We start from the raw sequence: 16,405 nt of genomic DNA, 5'->3' as shown, positions 1-16,405 counted from the left end.
GCGCAGGACACTTCCCACAAAACAATCAGAACGAAACGATAGCGGGTGCCTGATCTCCAACTTTATGCTTGAAGAAATTGGAGGCGCGTGATGAAAAGGCTAACGGCAATACTTCTGTTGATGACACTTTCTGGTTGTGCCAATGGGCGTTTCTTTCCTGGGGGTTATGGCGCTGAGCTTGCCCATCAATGCAAGATAGATCCATATAGCGCGGATTGCTTGCAGCCGCCGGCGGTGTTCACCAACTAATCAATAAAACTAACTAACGCTTGTTAAAAGTCCCATTTGAAGAACTCCGTGCCGTTCGGTAATTTTCGGAGCCATCGTTGCTTGGGTTTTCGAATGCGCCCGGGGACAAAACCGAAGCGGGCCCAACGCAGATTCCCGTTGCGCTGATCGTAGATGACCAGGTTGCCATCGTCCTGGAGCGTCATGTACGTGTTGTACCAGAGCGATTTGTCGAGGCTGTGAGTGCTTTCAGCAATCCATAGGCGCCGTCGGGAAGGGTCGTAGAGAAAACCGTTATTGCTGATGACAAACTGCAGTGGCTCACGCATCTTTTTTGGATGCAAAGTTAAACTGTAAGGCTGATGGTTATCGGCAATCCACACTACCGCTTCACCTTCTTTGATCACCAGATCTCCATCGGTCTGCAATATAAGGCGGAATTGGCCGTTCTCGGATTGCAGATATTGGCCTGGTGTCAAGGTTTGGTTGGGCGGTAACTCGGAAGTGCCACTTGCTTGAAAGGGGGTGTAACGAAGAGCCATGTTGTTCACCGTTTCAAAGAATGATTGAGTCATCATTTGATCAGGTGCAGACGTACAACTAGCGATACATAGTTATCGATTGAGAATTTCTCTGGCGACGACTTTCCTGCGATCGCCATCTGCTCCTGGGAGCGTCGGATCAGCCAGCGAGAATCGAGCAGCATGGCCCGAGCGCTGTGCGGAAAAACCGCCTTTAATCTTTCCTTAACACGTCACTTCCAGACTCTTGATCGTATTTCTCGATATTTCAAAGCGAAATTTTCCGCTTTAATTCGATAGATAACTCGCTAGTCTTGGTTCGCAGTTCTCACAGGATTTGGGCAATGCAGCTACGTAACTCTTCTTCGCGCTATGGTTGGGTCAGCATCTTCATGCACTGGGGCGTGGCGCTGGTGGTCTTCGGGCTGTTCGCGCTGGGTCTGTGGATGGTCGGGCTGGATTACTACAGCAGCTGGCGCAAAGAAGCGCCGGATCTGCACAAGAGTATCGGCCTAGTGTTGCTGGCCGTGATGGTGTTGCGGGTGCTGTGGCGCTTTATCAGCCCACCGCCACCGACGCTGCAAAGCTACAGTCGCATGACCCGTATCGGCGCCAAGTTCGGCCACGGGTTTCTGTATCTGGCGCTGTTCGCTGTGATGCTTGCCGGTTACCTGATTTCCACCGCAGACGGTGTCGGGATCCCGGTGTTTGGCCTGTTTGAAGTTCCTGCACTGGTTTCCGGGCTACCGGATCAGGCAGATACCGCCGGGGTGATTCATCTCTGGCTGGCGTGGGCGCTGGTAATTTTTTCCGGTCTCCATGCGTTGGCAGCATTGAAGCACCACTTTATCGATCGTGATGCGACCCTGACGCGAATGCTCGGTCGCAAAGCCTGAAATTCAACCTCGACTCAAAGGAAAAGAAAGCATGTTGAAAAAGACTCTGGCCGCTCTGGCAATCGGTTCTGCACTGCTCTCGGCTGGTCAGGCCATGGCTGCGGACTACAAAATCGACAAGGAAGGTCAGCACGCCTTCGTTGACTGGAAAATCAGCCACCTGGGTTACAGCTTCATCCACGGTACTTTCAAAGATTTCGACGGTACGTTCTCGTGGGATTCGGCCAAGCCTGAAGCCAGCAAGATCTCGGTTGATGTGAAAACCGCCAGCCTGTGGTCGAACCACGCTGAACGTGACAAGCACATCGCCAGCAAAGACTTCCTCGACGTGGGCAAGTTTGCTGATGCCAAGTTCGTTTCCACCGCCGTTAAATCGACCGGTGAAAAGACTGCTGACGTGACTGGCGACCTGACCCTGCACGGCGTAACCAAGCCTGTGACCTTCAAGGCCACGTTCAACGGTGAAGGCAAGGATCCATGGGGCGGCGAGCGTGCTGGCTTCAATGCCAAGACCACCCTCAACCTGAACGATTTCGGGATCAAGGGTCCAGGTCCTACCTCGCAAACTGCGGATCTGGACATCTCGCTGGAAGGCGTGAAAGTTAAATAACTTTCGTCCGCCACACAAAAACGCCCCCGGTCGAAAGGCCGGGGGCGTTTTTTATTGCCCGTCACATGACTTGAGACCACCGCATATCCACTGTGGGAGCAAGCTCGCTCCCACATGGGGATTATGGTGATGCAGGGATTCGCGGTGGCAAAAAAATGCCCCGGCTCTTGCGAGGCGGGGCATCTTTTATGGCGGCGTTAACTCAGCGATTGCGAGTCAGCAGCGCTGGTTTTTCGCCACGCGGGCGGCTTGGCAGTTGATCAAGTTGCTCAGGCGTCGGGAAGCGGTCGGCTTTCGACTCCTTGTGCATGATCTTCGGGCCGTTGCTGCGCGGGTTCTGCACGGCTGGCTCGCTGCGAGGCTGATCGTCACGGGCTGGACGGCGGTTGCGCGAGGACGAGGCGGAATCGTCGCGACGACCCGACTGACCATCACGCGGTGCGCCGTTGCGCGGGCCGCCGCTGCGTTTGGCTGGCGGGGTGCCGGTGCTCGAGCCGTTGCTGTTGCGCGGACCATTCTGACGACCCTGCGACTGACCGCCGCGTGGTGCGCCCGAACCTGCGCCTGCGCCCTGAGCCGGTGCGCCTGGACGACGGCCACGGCCGCCGGCAGGAGCAGGCTTCGGTACGTAGTCAACGCGGTTACCGAAGTTATCCACATCGTCGTCGAGGAACTCGTCCGGCGCACGATCAGCCGCCGCACGTGGCGGTTGACTCGGGCGCTGTTCGCGGGCCGGGGTGCCTTCGCGCGGCTTCTGCTGACGGGCAGGACGCTCGCCACGTTCACCGGCCGGCTTCTCTTTGCCCTTGTCTTTGCCTTTGTCTTTACGACCGCCGCCACCACCGCCGCCATTCGGCCCGTCGCCGCGAGGGCCACGTGGATTGCGCGGGTTACGCACGTCCGGACGCTCACGCACTTCCGGCTTCTCGGCTTCAATGGTGCTCGAATCGAAGCCCATCAGGTCGCCGTCGGCGATTTTCTGCTTGGTCATGCGTTCGATGCTTTTCAGCAGTTTTTCTTCGTCCGGCGCGACCAGCGAAATCGCCTCGCCCGAACGACCGGCACGGCCCGTACGGCCGATACGGTGAACGTAATCTTCATCGACGTTCGGCAGTTCGAAGTTGACCACGTGTGGCAACTGATCGATGTCCAGACCGCGTGCGGCGATGTCGGTCGCTACCAGGATGCGCACCTGGTTGGCCTTGAAGTCAGCCAGCGCTTTGGTGCGCGCGTTCTGGCTCTTGTTACCGTGGATCGCCACAGCCGGCAGGCCGTGCTTGTCCAGGTACTCGGCCAGGCGGTTGGCGCCGTGCTTGGTGCGGGTGAAGACCAGCACCTGTTCCCACGCGCCGGCGGTGATCAGGTGCGCCAACAGCGCACGCTTGTGGCTGGCCGGCAGACGGAATACGCGTTGTTCGATGCGCTCGACCGTGGTGTTCGGCGGCGTGACTTCGATGCGTTCCGGGTTGTGCAGCAGCTTGCCGGCAAGGTCGGTGATGTCCTTAGAGAACGTCGCCGAAAACAGCAGGTTCTGACGCTTGGACGGCAGGCGCGCGAGAACTTTCTTCACGTCGTGCACGAAACCCATGTCGAGCATGCGGTCGGCTTCGTCGAGGACGAGGATTTCCACGTGGGACAGGTCAACGCTGCCCTGGCCGCAGAGGTCGAGCAAGCGACCCGGGCAGGCGACGAGCACGTCGACACCACGGGACATGGCCTGAACCTGTGGGTTCATGCCGACGCCGCCGAAGATGCAGGCGCTGACGAATTTCAGGTCACGGGCGTAGATTTTGAAGCTCTCGTGAACCTGGGCCGCGAGTTCGCGGGTCGGGGTCAGGACCAGTACGCGCGGTTGGCGCGGGCCATGACGCTGGGATTTGTCCGGGTGACCGTTGGGGAACAACCGCTCCAGGATCGGAAGGGCGAAACCGCCGGTTTTACCGGTACCTGTCTGTGCCGCAACCATCAGGTCGCGACCTTGCAACACGGCGGGAATGGCCCGCTGTTGCACCGGAGTAGGCTCGGTATAGCCCGCATCTTCGATGGCGCGGACTAAAGCCTCGGAGAGACCGAGGGAAGCAAAGGACATGAGTAATCCTGTTTTAGTTAGGGCTTGGCCCAATGGGAGTCTTGCCTGGCGCGAATGGCGTTTAAGAGGACGCAATCCCGTCCGGTCCTGCTGCGGTTCCGAAGGCACGTCTGGAGCGCTCGCGCGGGCTGCAAAGCTGCGCTGTAGCGGGTCGAGAGGCCTGTTACGGTTCCGGGCGTCCGGGCGTGAGCCTGGCGGGAACGCCGGAGTATAACAGAGCAATCACTGCGCGCTGCTTTCCTGCTGCTCAACGGTTTTGCTGTTGGCCGTGGCTGAATTCATTGACGGGCTGCTGGCAGGGGCGGCGCCGTAGCGTGCGCTCAGCTCGGCGTAAGCCGGTTCGCGCTTGAAACGTTTGAGTTCGGCACCGAAACGCTGCACCAGCAAATCCATGCCGGCATTGCGCCGAACCGCGAGAAACTGGCTCTGACGGCTAATAACGGTAGGGTTCTCAGTGATCTGATCGCGAATATTCAATTCATCGAGCAAATGCTGACCGACGCGGCGATCGGTGATCAGCAAGTCGATGCGACCGCGCACCAGTTTGCCGAAGTTGGCTTCGTGGGTCGGTGCCGGTTCACGGCTAAACAACGTTGATTCACTGAAATCGGGGCTGTACAGATAACCCGGCGAGGTGCCGATGGTCAGGCCTTTGAGTTCTTCGAGTTTGCTGAACGGGTGCGGCCGGTCGTTGGCGTAGAACATCACGAACTCGACGTCCGACAGCGGTTCGCTCGGGTAAAGCAGGGTGGCGTCGCGCTCTTCGCTGTGAAAAATGTCCAGCGCGCCATCAGCCTGACCGGTCTCAAGCATCGACAGGCAGCGCTTCCATGGCAGGAATTGCCAATCGACTTCAATGCCCAGCCGTTTGAAGACAATGGCAGTGGTTTCGTAGTCGAGCCCGAGGTTTTTGCCGCCGTCTTCATAAACGTAAGGCGCCCACGGTTCGGTGACAATACGCAGCTTCTCGCCTCGAGCGGCGAAGCTCAGGCAAGCAAAAACCAGCACGGCGAATAACTGCGTGATCAAAGGCATGGCTTGAGATTACGACGAGAAACGCGAAAGAGCCAGAAAGTGCCTGAACAAGCTCTGTTTCGGGCCTTTAAACGTAAAAAATCGCAACCTCAACAACCCCTGTAGGAGCTGCCGAAGGCTGCGATCTCTTGATCTTGCTTGTCACTTTCAGCTTGAAGCTTGCCGTTGCTTCAACGAGGCAACTTCAGGTTATTCCAGATCGCCAGACTCGGTTCAGCCTGGTTCATGGAATAAAAGTGCAGCCCCGGTGCGCCGCCCTGCAACAGACGCTCGCACATCTCGCTGACGACTTGCTCACCAAAACGCTGAATGCTCTGCGTGTCATCGCCGTAGGCTTCCAGTTGCTTGCGGATCCAGCGCGGGATTTCCGCACCGCAGGCATCGGAGAAGCGCGCGAGTTTGCTGTAGTTGGTGATCGGCATGATCCCCGGGACGATCGGCAGATCGACACCCAGCGCCTGCAAACGGTCGACAAAGTAGAAGTAGCTGTCGGCGTTGAAGAAGTACTGGGTGATCGCGCTGTCGGCGCCGGCGCGAGCCTTGCGCACGAAGTTGGCCAGATCGTCTTCGTAGTTGCGTGCTTGCGGATGCATCTCCGGGTAAGCAGCGACTTCGATATGGAAATGGTCACCGGTTTCTTCACGAATGAATTCAACCAGTTCATTGGCGTGACGCAGCTCACCGCTGGTCATGCCCATGCCGGACGGCAGGTCACCACGCAGGGCAACGATGCGCTTGATGCCGGCAGCCTTGTACTCGTTCAGCAGGCCGCGCAGGTCGTCCTTGCTGTCGCCGACGCACGACAGATGCGGTGCGGCCGGTACTTTGACTTCGCTTTCCAGTTGCAGGACGGTATTGAGGGTGCGATCACGAGTCGAACCACCAGCGCCATAGGTGCAGGAAAAGAAGTCGGGGTTGTAAGTGGCCAGCTGACGCGCAGTGGCGAGCAGTTTTTCATGCCCAGCATCGGTCTTGGTCGGAAAGAACTCGAAGCTGTAGCGACGGTCTTGGGACATGGAGGGAACCTCCAGCTACAAGCTGCAAGCTTCAAGCTGCAAGAGCAGCGGAGGTGCGCTGGTCTCTCGTGCCTGAAGCTTGCGGCCTGACACTGTTTTTAATTGGGGGCAGAGCCTCAGGCTTCGCACGGCAAGTCCGGCTTTTGACCTTACTTGCCGCTCGAAGCTTGCGGCTCGCAGCTGCTCTAAACTTAGTAGCGGTAAGCGTGCGGCTTGAACGGGCCTTCGACGGTCACGCCGATGTAGTCAGCCTGTTGCTTGGTCAGTTGCGTGACCACGCCGCCGAAGCCGCGAACCATTTCCAGGGCCACTTCTTCGTCAAGTTTCTTCGGCAGTACTTCAACGGTCAGACGCTCGGCTTTCTGGGCTGGCGACAGGTCGGCGTACTTCTGGCCGAACAGGAAGATCTGCGCCAGAACCTGGTTGGCGAACGAACCGTCCATGATGCGGCTTGGGTGGCCAGTGGCGTTACCCAGGTTTACCAGACGGCCTTCGGCCAGCAGGATCAGGTAGTCGTCGTTCTGTGCGTCGAAAGCGCCCGGGCCGGTACGGTGAATCTTGTGTACCTGTGGCTTCACTTCTTCCCATGCCCAGTTCTTGCGCATGAAAGCGGTGTCGATTTCGTTGTCGAAGTGACCGATGTTGCAGACCACGGCGCGCTTTTTCAGAGCTTTGAGCATGTTCGCGTCGCAAACATTAACGTTACCGGTGGTGGTCACGATCAGGTCGATCTTGCCCAGCAGCGCTTTGTCGATGCTTGCTTCGGTGCCGTTGTTGATACCGTCGATGAACGGCGAAACCAGTTCGAAACCGTCCATGCACGCTTGCATGGCGCAGATCGGGTCAACTTCGGAGACTTTAACGATCATGCCTTCCTGACGCAGGGACTGAGCGGAGCCCTTGCCCACGTCACCGTAACCGATGACCAGCGCTTGCTTGCCGGACAGCAGGTGGTCGGTACCACGCTTGATCGCATCGTTCAGGCTGTGACGGCAGCCGTACTTGTTGTCGTTCTTGGACTTGGTCACCGAGTCGTTGACGTTGATGGCCGGGATTTTCAGCTCGCCCTTGGCCAGCATGTCCAGCAGACGGTGTACGCCAGTGGTGGTTTCTTCGGTCACGCCGTGAACGCGATCCAGTACTTGTGGGTACTTGTCGTGCAGCAGCTGAGTCAGGTCGCCGCCGTCGTCGAGGATCATGTTGGCGTCCCATGGCGCGCCATCCTTCAGGATGGTTTGTTCCAGGCACCACTCGTACTCTTCTTCAGTCTCGCCTTTCCAGGCGAAAACCGGGATGCCGGCAGCAGCGATAGCGGCAGCAGCCTGATCCTGAGTCGAGAAAATGTTGCACGACGACCAGCGTACTTCGGCACCCAGGGCAACCAGGGTTTCGATCAGCACGGCAGTCTGAATGGTCATGTGGATGCAGCCAAGGATCTTGGCGCCTTTCAACGGCTGCTCGCCGGAGTACTTGCGACGCAGACCCATCAGAGCCGGCATTTCCGATTCGGCGATGATGGTTTCGCGACGGCCCCAGGCAGCCAGGGACATGTCGGCAACTTTGTAATCGTTAAAATCTGCAGGCGTGATAACAGCGCTCATGAAGAGCCTCCATTCGTAATGTATGCGAATGGGCGCCGTTGTGCGTTTAGTGTCCGGCCGTGGCCAGTCAACGCCCCATCCGAGCCTGACAGGTTGAACCTGCTGCAGCGCCCCTCGGACAGGTGGCGGGAAAACGGTAGCAAGTGAACGTTACCGTTTTGAAACGGGGGCGATTATAGCCGTCTAGACTGATCTTCCAAAGGGTTTCTGTCGGCCAGATGAAGATCGTTAATGACGACCATAGTCGAAGCCGCATGGAGCCTGACCGCTCAGTCTGCCAAGATACCGTCCATCGTTCGGCAAGACACTCAGGAGTGAAGATGAATTTCCACACCCGCAAATGGGTAAAACCCGAAGACCTCAACCCCAACGGCACCCTGTTCGGTGGCAGCCTGTTGCGCTGGATCGACGAGGAAGCGGCGATTTACGCGATCGTCCAGTTGGGCAATCAGCGCGTGGTGACCAAGTACATTTCCGAAATCAACTTCGTCAGCGCCTCGCGCCAGGGCGACATTATCGAACTGGGTATCACCGCCACCGAGTTCGGCCGCACCTCGATCACCCTCACCTGCGAAGTGCGCAACAAGATCACCCGCAAGAGCATTCTCACCGTTGAGAAGATGGTTTTCGTCAATCTGGGTGAGGACGGCTTGCCGGCACCGCACGGGCGGACCGAGATCAAGTACGTCAAAGACCAGTTTCAGGAAGATGAACTCGTCACCAAGTGACATCGGCGTCACACCCTTCGCGAGCAAGCTCGCTCCCACAGGTATAGCGTGAACCTGTGGGCGCGAGCGTGCTCGCGAAAGCGCTTTCAAAGTCACTGAAGATTGATCTGGCCACTGAACAGCCATGAACCGCCGGGGTCGTAGGTAAACACTACCCCCCACGGTTCTCACGCCATGACCATCCCCACCGACGGCAAGACCCCCGACCTCTCGGCCAAAGAGCAGCACGAAGTCGAGAAAAGCCAGCCGCCTCGCGCGGCCGTCCTGCATGAAATCATCCGCAGCCAAGGCGATCAGGAGCTGGAGCGCAGCATCGCCGCACTCTGGTGGTCGGCACTGGCGGCCGGGTTGACCATGGGTCTGTCGCTGATGGGCATGGGCCTGCTCAACTCGCGCCTGCCCGACGGTGACGAGTTCAAAGTGATCGCCAGTTTCGGTTACTGCGCCGGTTTCCTCGCGGTGATCCTCGCCCGTCAGCAACTGTTCACCGAAAACACCCTGACCGCCGTGCTGCCGGTCATGACCAAACCGACGATTCGCAACTTCGGCCGGCTGATCCGCCTGTGGACAGTAGTGTTGGTCGGCAACCTGTGCGGCACGATTCTGGTCGCGTACGTGATGCTCGAACTGCCGATCTTTGACACCAAGACAGACCACGCCTTCCTCGAAATCGGCCGCAAGGTCATGGAAAACCACGCCAGCCAGATGTTCGCCAAAGGCATCGTTTCCGGCTGGATGATCGCCACCATGGTCTGGATGATCCCGTCCATGGAGAGCGCGAAGATGTGGATCATCATCCTCATCACCTATCTCATGGCGCTCGGCGACTTCACCCACATCGTGGTGGGTTCGGCAGAAGTGTCGTACCTGGTGTTTGCCGGTGAATTGCCGTGGAGTGATTTCTGGATGGTCTTCGCAGGGCCGACGCTGGCGGGGAACATCATTGGTGGCAGCTTTATCTTTGCGCTGATCAGCCATGCGCAGATTCGCAGTGAGAGCGGGGCGCCAAAGACGGATAAACCCGCCTCTGGCGAATCCCGCGAGGATGATTCAGGCAGTAAAAGCCGATAGTTTCAAGCGTTGAACGGCGGGCTGACCGGTGACGCGGCCGGCTCGCTTTCAGGCGCCTTGAGCTGACCTTCCCAACGTGCAATGACCAGCGGCGCCAGCGCGTTGCCCAACACGTTCAGCGCAGTCACCGGCATGTCCATCAACCGGTAAACGCCAGCGATGATCGCCACGCCTTCCACTGGCAATCCGGCGGCGGTCAGCGTTGCCGTCAGAATGATGAACATGAAGCCCGGCACGCCCGCCGCGCCTTTGGATGTCAGCACCATGATCAGCACCAGCATCGCCTGATCTGCCAGACCCAGATCAATGCCATAGGCCTGAGCGATGAACAACGTGCCCAGCCCTGCAAACAGTGATGCGCCGTCCAGGTTGAACGAGTAGCCCAGCGGAATGACCATGCTGGTAATCGGGCGCGGCGCTCCATAGCGCTCCATTTTCTCGATCAGTTGCGGCATCACCGTGGCCGAAGCGGCGCTGCTGTAGGCCAGTAGTAGTTCACTGCGTATTTCCCGAATCAGATGGAAAAAACGGATACCCGCGATTCTTGCGACCAACCCGAGCACGCAGAATGCGAACAGCAGCACGGCTACGTAAGTGATGCCGATCAGCTTGGCCAGCGGCAGCAAGGCACTCAAACCGAAGCTGGCCACGGTCACGCCGATCAGGCCGAAGATGCCGATCGGCGAATAGTGCATGACTAGATGCGTGACCTTGAACATGGTGTCGGAAACCGCTTGCATCACCGCGATCAGCGGCGCCTTCTGTTGCTCGGGCAGCATCGACAAGGCGCAGCCGAACAGGATGGCAAAGAACAACACCGACAGCAGTTTGCCCTGCGACATGGCCAATACGATGTTGTCCGGGACAATGTTGACCAAGGTTCGACCCAGGTTTTGCGTTTCACCCGTAGCGGCCAGGCCGGTGACCGGTGCTTGCAAGGTGCTGCTGAAATCCGCGCCAGCGCCGGGCTGGAATACGTTGCCGATGATCAGCCCGAAGACGATGGCGATGCTGGTGATCGTGAAAAAATACACCAGCGTTTTTATCCCGACCCGTCCCAAGGCCTTGGTACTGCCCGCGCCGGCAATGCCAACGACCATGCAGGCAAAGACCAGCGGTACGACGATCATTTTCATCAGCCTGATAAACAGGTCGCCCGCCGGTTGCAGCAGGTTGTCGATAAACCAGGTCTTGTGTTCGGGAAACTGGTTGAGGAGGATGCCGACGACGACCCCGGCGGCGAGCCCGATCATGATGCGAGTGACCAGGCTGGTGGATGTTTTGCTACTCATGCTGTGCCCCTTTTTATTGTGTTTGTTGGGGTTGGAATCAATGCGCAAACAGACCGTTGAAGTCCTTGAAGCCTTTGACTTCGATCGGGTTGCCGCTGGGGTCAAGGAAGAACATCGTGCGTTGCTCGCCCGCTTCGCCGGCGAAACGAATCACCGGTGGGATTTCAAAGTGAGTGCCCAAGCGGTTCAGGCGCTCGGCCAGTTCCAGCCATTCCTCTAGAGGCAGCACCACGCCGAGGTGTGGCATCAGCACCTTGTGCTCGCCGACCTGCCCGGTGCGGGTTGTCGCGAAGGGTTTGCCCAGGTGCAGCGAGAGTTGATTGCCGAAAAAGTCGAAGTCGACCCACGTCTCTGTACTGCGGCCTTCAGTGCAGCCCAACACATCTCGATAAAAAGTCCGCGTCTGTTCCAGGTCGCAAACATGGTATGCAGCGTGAAAAGGTCTGTTCATGTGATAGCCCTGAGTGAAGGAGCACTCAGGGTAAACAGGCCGTGCGGCGGGGCAAAACGGCTTCGCCTTGTTCTGAGCGAAAGGAAAACTTATGGACGTGCGCTTTCTTCAAAGCCTGATCGCGGTAGTTGAAACCGGTTCGATTGCGGCCGCCGCGCGCCGCGAAAACCGCACGGCGGCGGCGATCAGTCAGCGAGTTCAGGCACTCGAACGGTCACTGGGTTATGCCTTGTTGGTGCGCACCGCGCATGCCGTACGGCCATCGGATCTCTGTCTGCAGGTGCTGCCGCAAATCAGGGCGATCATCGAACAGGCGCAGGCGTTGCAAAACGATCGGGACCACGATGCTCTGACGGGAGAGGTGAAGATTGGCGCGATCTCGACGGCGTTGACGGGGGTTTTGCCGGGGTTGATCGAGCGATTGGCGTTTTCGGCGTCGGCGCTCAAATTGAAGATCACGCCCGGAGATTCAAAAAGCCTTTACGAAAAAGTGCTGACGGGCGAGTTGGACGCGGCAATTCTGGTCAGGCCGCCGTTCCAGCCGCCGAAGGCATTGGTGCTGGCTGTGCTCAAGGTCGAACCGCTGGTTCTGATTGCGCCGGCGGCGCGCGTCGGACAGTCGCTGGAAACACTGCTGCGCGAAGGTCCATTCATTCGTTATGACGCACGCTCATGGGGCGGGCAGATCGCTCAGCGATACCTCGACGAGCAGGCGATCGAGCCGAATGTGCTGTGTGAACTGGATGCGCTGGAAACCATCGTCATGCTCGTGACTCAGGGGATGGGAGTGTCACTGGTGCCGCAATGGGCCGGGATGGCGCTGGACGGAATGTATGTCCTGCCGGTGGAAAAGGAGCAGCGTTATTCGCGGGAACTGGTGGTGATGCACAGCTCGACGCCGCACCGCCCGTTGGCGATGCGACATCTGCTCGAATTACTCTGCGACCCGCCATGAAAGTATTCCACGACTGCGCCGCAGTGATGTGTCAGTGCGCGGTTTCGGTCGCAGCACTCGGCTCGTTGCGCGTCGCGTGCTTGACCAGTTTGCCGATGGTCAGTCCCTGCAACAGGATCGACGACAGCACCACAATGTAAGTGATGCTCAGCAGCAGATCGCGCTCCGGGCCTAGCGGCAGGGCCAGCGCCAGTGCCACCGAGACACCGCCGCGCAAACCGCCCCAGGTCAAAATCCGGATGGTGCCGGCGGGCACTGTCCGCCAGCGGCGCAGCAGCAGAATCGCCGGGGCCACAGTGAGCAGGCGCGAGAGCAGAATGGCCACCGCCAATACACTCGCCGCCGCTACGTGCAGCCAGTTGAACGGCAGCAGCAACAACTCCATGCCGATCAGCGCGAACAGCAGCGCGTTAAGCATGTCATCGAGCAATTCCCAGAAACCGTCCAGATAACGGCGAGTCATGTCGTTCATCGCCAGATTGCGCCCGAGGTTGCCGATGATCAGACCGGCCACCACCATCGCGATTGGCGCGGAAACGTGAATCTCGGTGGCCATCGCCGAACCACCGATGACCAGCGCCAAGGTCAGCATCACTGTGATCTGATGCTGCTCGACGCTTTTGATCATTCGATAGACCAGATAACCGATCAGACCGCCGAACAGCACACCGCCGATGGCTTCATGAACGAACAACATCGCGGTGGCGCTGACGGTCGGGGTTTCGCCGAGTTGGGCGATGCCCAGCAATACAGTGAACACCACAACAGCAGTGCCGTCGTTGAACAGCGACTCACCGACAATGGTGGTCTTCAACGGCTTCGACGCATTGGCGGTACGCAGCACGCCGAGCACCGCGATCGGGTCGGTTGGCGAAATCAGCGCGCCGAACAGCAGGCAATACAAGAAGCTCACGTGCCAGCCGAACAGGGCAAAAATGTAATAGGCGAGGCTGCCGATCACCGCAGTGGCAATCAACACGCCGAAGGTCGCCAGCAGGCCGATGGGCCAGCGGTAGCTGCGCAGATCGTTGAGGTTAACGTGCAAGGCGCCGGCGAACAGCAGGAACGACAGCATCCAGTTCATCAGCAGATCGCCGAAGTCGATCTGGCCGATCAGTTGCTGCACGCGTTCTTCGAGACCGGGGTAGCCGAGCACGCTCAGGCCTTGCAGGATCAGCGAGAACAACAGCGCGGTAACCATCACGCCGATGGTCGGCGGCAGGCCGATGAAGCGGAAGTTGACGAAGGTCAGGAGGGTGGTGAGGCAGATGAAAGCGGCGACAAGCTCAAGCATCCGGGGTCCTTTGGATGAGGGGTGAGTGGAGCGCGCCCGATGCTTGGGCGCAGGGGTTTGATGGGCTGAGGGCGACAGAGGGCACAAGCTTCCCTCACCCCAGCCCTCTCCCGGAGGTAGAGGGAGCCGACCTTATTGTCTTGTGGCATGCATCGACCTGAATAACCGAGTCGATTATGGATTCAGCAAAGCGGGTTCACGTCGGCGTACCTTCCCAATATCCCCCATTCAGTCCCCTCTCCCTCTGGGAGAGGGTTAGGGTGAGGGCGCTGTCTGGCACAACACGATTAACCGGACACATTGACCGCAGCAGCGCCGCGACGTTGCAGATAGATGAAAAACAGCGCCGTCAGCACCGTCAACACACCGACCAGCGCACCGGTCCACGGCAAGTCCGCCAGATCCGCGCCACTGGCAACTACCAGTCCGCCGAGCCACGCACCCGCCGCATTACCGAGGTTGAAAGCGCTCTGATTCAAGGTCGAGCCGAGGTTCGGCGCTTCATGGGCCTGATCGATGATCAGCAATTGCAGAATCGGACACAGCGCAAAAGCGAAAATCCCCCACAGCACCAAGGTGATCGCCGCCGGCACCACCGAACGGCTGGTCTGACTGAACGCCGCCAGAATCACCACCACTGCAAGGGCCACACCGACCAGCGAAGGCAACAAACGGCTATCAGCCAGACGCCCGCCGAGCATGCTGCCGCCGGTCAGGCCGACGCCGAACAACAGCAGCATCACTGTCACGCCGTGCGGGCTGACACCGGTGATGTCCTGCAGGATCGGCGCAATATAAGTGAACACGCTGAACAGGCTGGTCGACGCCAACACGCTCATGCCCAGTGCCAGCAGCACGTTGACCTTGCCCAGCACTTTGAACTCGCTGGCGAGGTTGGCCTTGTCCATCGGGATGTGTTTCGGCAACCACAGCCACTGCGCGAGAGCGGCGATCACACCAATCACCGAGACCGCCCAGAAAGTCGAACGCCAGCCGGCGTATTGCCCGAGCGCCGTGCCCAGCGGTACGCCGAGGACGTTGGCCAAGGTCAGGCCGGTGAACATCAGCGCAATCGCCTGCGCGCGTTTGTTCGGTGCGACCAGCCCGGCGGCAACCACCGAGCCAATGCCGAAGAACGCGCCGTGGCACAGCGCGGTGACTACGCGAGCGGCCATCAGCGTCGCGTAGTTCGGCGCCAGTGCGCAGAGTATGTTGCCGAGGATGAACATCAGCGTCATGCCCAGCAACGTCGCTTTGCGCGGCATGTTCGCGGTGCCGATCGCCAGGATCGGCGCGCCGAACACCACACCCAACGCGTAACCGGTGATCAGCAGGCCCGCGTGGGGAATGCTCACGGCGAGGTCACGGGCGACATCGGGCAGCAGGCCCATGATGACGAATTCAGTGGTGCCGATGCCGAACGCGGCAACAGCGAGGGCAAGCAAGGCGAGTGGCATGCGCAAGGTCTCTGTCGGTAGTCTTGACGCTTTGATCAGGCATACGCAGGCCGACGACCGATCTCGATGGAGGCCGGTGCAGGCAGGAATTATTGGTATTTTTCTGTGCGCAACTGAGTGCGGCGTGGTCGCTTGCAGTATAAACAGCTGCTGACACATCGCGAATCAATAATCTGACTATTCGATGATTCACTGTAGGAGCTGCCGCAGGCTCGGGCCGCGTTCGGACGATCTTTTGATCTTGTTGTTAAAAAATCAGAATCAAAAGATCGCAGCCTGCGGCAGCTCCCACACGGGAACTCATAAAAAAAAGGGGTAAGACGTGCTGGCGACAGCTTTGGTATTGATGGCGGCGTTGTTGCATGCGACGTGGAATACATTAATCAAGTTCAGCGCCGAGCGGTTGCTGGTGGTGGCGTGCATGGACACCGTGGCGCTGCTGGTCGTTGCCATCGCGTTTCCATTCGTGAGCTTGCCGCCCGTGGAAATCTGGCCATGGATTCTCGCTTCGGCAGCCTTCGAACTGCTTTATCGCTATCTGCTGATTCAAGCCTACCGGGTCGGCGATCTCGGACTGGTCTATCCACTGATGCGCGGATTATCGCCTTTGGTGGTGCTCGCGTTGACTCTCATCTTCGCGGGTGAAGTGCTCACCCCGCAGCAAATTTTCGGCATCATGCTGATTCCGTTCGGCATGGCCTGCCTGCTTTGGCAGGGCGGCGGTGGCAAGCATTTGCCATGGTCGATGTTGCCGGTAGTGGCGCTGATTGGCCTGTGTATCGGTTGCTACACCTACATCGATGGCCAGGCGCTGCGGCGCTGGTCGCATCCACTCGATTACCTGGTCTGGGTCACGCTGCTCAGCGCCTGGCCGTTTCCGCTGTTGGCGTGGGTCGCCAAGCGTCCGGCGTTCATGTTGTTCTGGCGTGAGCAATGGAAGCTGGGGTTGGCGGTGGGCTTCTGCGTATTGGCCAGCTACGCTCTGGTGCTGTGGGCGATGCAATTGGGCTCGATTGCGGAGGCCGCGGCATTGCGCGAAATCAGCGTGATTCTGGTGGTGCTGTTCGGCATGCGCTACTTGAAAGAACCTTTCGGCCGTCCACGGCTCTTAGCCTGTGGGCTGGTGCTGATCGGCATGTTGGTGATGAAGTTCTGACCGCT

General features: G+C 58.9%; 15 protein-coding genes and 1 riboswitch. Of the genes, 6 read left to right on the top strand and 9 right to left on the bottom strand.

What is annotated here, in order from left to right; all coding sequences use genetic code 11:
• Positions 1 to 272: 272 nt before the first annotated feature.
• Positions 273 to 770, bottom strand: a complete 498-nt coding sequence (locus tag FGA82_RS04895) for a hypothetical protein (RefSeq protein ID WP_141126223.1) — start codon at positions 768 to 770, stop codon at positions 273 to 275.
• Positions 771 to 1,093: 323 nt separating this feature from the next.
• Between FGA82_RS04895 and FGA82_RS04890 the strand changes: the two genes are divergently transcribed.
• Together FGA82_RS04890 and FGA82_RS04885 are read left to right on the top strand one after the other, a co-directional pair.
• On the top strand, positions 1,094 to 1,645 hold the full coding sequence (locus FGA82_RS04890; RefSeq protein WP_007913713.1) for a cytochrome b: 552 nt from the start codon (positions 1,094 to 1,096) through the stop codon (positions 1,643 to 1,645).
• A 31-nt stretch (positions 1,646 to 1,676) separates the two neighbouring features.
• On the top strand, positions 1,677 to 2,255 hold the full coding sequence (locus tag FGA82_RS04885; RefSeq protein ID WP_038358767.1) for a YceI family protein: 579 nt from the start codon (positions 1,677 to 1,679) through the stop codon (positions 2,253 to 2,255).
• Positions 2,256 to 2,457: 202 nt separating this feature from the next.
• On the opposite strand, the gene FGA82_RS04880 is transcribed toward FGA82_RS04885, so the two are convergent.
• The 4 genes from FGA82_RS04880 to ahcY form a co-directional block, all read right to left on the bottom strand.
• A complete protein-coding gene (locus tag FGA82_RS04880; protein WP_034153634.1) occupies positions 2,458 to 4,344 on the bottom strand; it encodes a DEAD/DEAH box helicase in 1,887 nt (628 codons plus the stop codon).
• 222 nt (positions 4,345 to 4,566) lie between these two features.
• Positions 4,567 to 5,379 (bottom strand): substrate-binding periplasmic protein, encoded by an 813-nt coding sequence (locus tag FGA82_RS04875; protein ID WP_141126222.1) that lies wholly within the window; start codon positions 5,377 to 5,379, stop codon positions 4,567 to 4,569.
• A 170-nt stretch (positions 5,380 to 5,549) separates the two neighbouring features.
• Complete coding sequence (gene metF / locus FGA82_RS04870; RefSeq protein ID WP_141126221.1) at positions 5,550 to 6,395, bottom strand: methylenetetrahydrofolate reductase [NAD(P)H]; 846 nt, start codon at positions 6,393 to 6,395, stop codon at positions 5,550 to 5,552.
• A 191-nt stretch (positions 6,396 to 6,586) separates the two neighbouring features.
• Positions 6,587 to 7,996 (bottom strand): adenosylhomocysteinase, encoded by a 1,410-nt coding sequence (ahcY, locus tag FGA82_RS04865; RefSeq protein ID WP_123532525.1) that lies wholly within the window; start codon positions 7,994 to 7,996, stop codon positions 6,587 to 6,589.
• Positions 7,997 to 8,019: 23 nt separating this feature from the next.
• Positions 8,020 to 8,118: riboswitch (S-adenosyl-L-homocysteine riboswitch) on the bottom strand.
• A 198-nt stretch (positions 8,119 to 8,316) separates the two neighbouring features.
• Here ahcY and FGA82_RS04860 point away from each other — a divergent pair.
• Both FGA82_RS04860 and FGA82_RS04855 read left to right on the top strand, forming a co-directional pair.
• The gene (locus FGA82_RS04860) at positions 8,317 to 8,724 is read left to right on the top strand and encodes an acyl-CoA thioesterase (protein WP_016984776.1); all 408 of its coding nucleotides are present in this window, start codon (positions 8,317 to 8,319) and stop codon (positions 8,722 to 8,724) included.
• Between the two features lie 174 nt (positions 8,725 to 8,898).
• Entirely contained in the window at positions 8,899 to 9,795 is an 897-nt protein-coding gene (locus tag FGA82_RS04855; RefSeq protein WP_141126220.1) for a formate/nitrite transporter family protein, read from the top strand.
• A 2-nt stretch (positions 9,796 to 9,797) separates the two neighbouring features.
• Here FGA82_RS04855 and FGA82_RS04850 read toward each other — a convergent pair whose 3' ends face one another.
• Positions 9,798 to 11,048, bottom strand: coding sequence for a cation:dicarboxylate symporter family transporter (locus tag FGA82_RS04850; protein ID WP_141126300.1), 1,251 nt, complete (start codon positions 11,046 to 11,048; stop codon positions 9,798 to 9,800).
• Positions 11,049 to 11,124: 76 nt separating this feature from the next.
• Entirely contained in the window at positions 11,125 to 11,538 is a 414-nt protein-coding gene (locus FGA82_RS04845) for a VOC family protein (protein ID WP_095112778.1), read from the bottom strand.
• A 91-nt stretch (positions 11,539 to 11,629) separates the two neighbouring features.
• On the opposite strand from FGA82_RS04845, the gene FGA82_RS04840 reads away from it, so the two are divergent.
• Positions 11,630 to 12,493: a LysR family transcriptional regulator gene (locus FGA82_RS04840; RefSeq protein ID WP_141126219.1), complete on the top strand. Its 864-nt coding sequence runs from the start codon at positions 11,630 to 11,632 to the stop codon at positions 12,491 to 12,493.
• A gap of 31 nt (positions 12,494 to 12,524) precedes the next feature.
• On the opposite strand, the gene FGA82_RS04835 is transcribed toward FGA82_RS04840, so the two are convergent.
• Complete coding sequence (locus FGA82_RS04835; RefSeq protein WP_141126218.1) at positions 12,525 to 13,787, bottom strand: cation:proton antiporter; 1,263 nt, start codon at positions 13,785 to 13,787, stop codon at positions 12,525 to 12,527.
• Positions 13,788 to 14,074: 287 nt separating this feature from the next.
• A complete protein-coding gene (locus FGA82_RS04830) occupies positions 14,075 to 15,244 on the bottom strand; it encodes an MFS transporter (protein WP_141126217.1) in 1,170 nt (389 codons plus the stop codon).
• 322 nt (positions 15,245 to 15,566) lie between these two features.
• Here FGA82_RS04830 and FGA82_RS04825 point away from each other — a divergent pair, with 322 nt between their 5' ends.
• A complete protein-coding gene (locus FGA82_RS04825; RefSeq protein ID WP_141126216.1) occupies positions 15,567 to 16,400 on the top strand; it encodes an EamA family transporter in 834 nt (277 codons plus the stop codon).
• The last annotated feature ends 5 nt before the right edge of the window (positions 16,401 to 16,405 follow it).

Origin of the sequence: Pseudomonas fluorescens (assembly GCF_005938625.1) — a bacterium.
In the GTDB taxonomy this organism is placed as follows: Bacteria; Pseudomonadota; Gammaproteobacteria; order Pseudomonadales; family Pseudomonadaceae; genus Aquipseudomonas; species Aquipseudomonas fluorescens_BD.
This window is presented reverse-complemented; position numbering and strand designations above follow the sequence as displayed.